The following is a 330-nucleotide window of genomic DNA, read 5'->3' as shown; positions in this document are numbered from 1 at the left end:
GACGTGATGACCCAGTTGCTGAACATCGACTGGTATCGCGGCTTTATTCAGGGCAAACAGATGGTGATGATTGGCTATTCCGACTCCGCGAAAGATGCGGGCGTGATGGCAGCCTCCTGGGCGCAGTATCAGGCGCAGGATGCGCTAATCAAAACCTGCGAAAAAGCCGGTATTGAACTGACCCTGTTCCACGGACGCGGCGGCTCCATTGGTCGTGGCGGTGCGCCTGCACACGCAGCGCTGCTCTCTCAACCACCAGGAAGCCTGAAAGGCGGCCTGCGCGTGACCGAGCAGGGTGAGATGATCCGCTTCAAGTACGGCCTGCCGGAA

Annotated in this window: 1 protein-coding gene; it reads left to right on the top strand. The window is 59.4% G+C overall.

Annotation, left to right across the window (positions count from 1 at the left end; all coding sequences use genetic code 11):
- The coding region (locus DIT71_RS17805) for a phosphoenolpyruvate carboxylase (RefSeq protein ID WP_114614531.1) at positions 1-330 on the top strand (330 nt) is incomplete at both ends.

The sequence above is a fragment of the Marinobacter vulgaris genome, assembly GCF_003344045.1.
Classification (GTDB): domain Bacteria; phylum Pseudomonadota; class Gammaproteobacteria; order Pseudomonadales; family Oleiphilaceae; genus Marinobacter; species Marinobacter vulgaris.
Note: the sequence above shows the minus strand (reverse complement) of the source record. Positions and strands in the feature narration are given on the sequence as shown.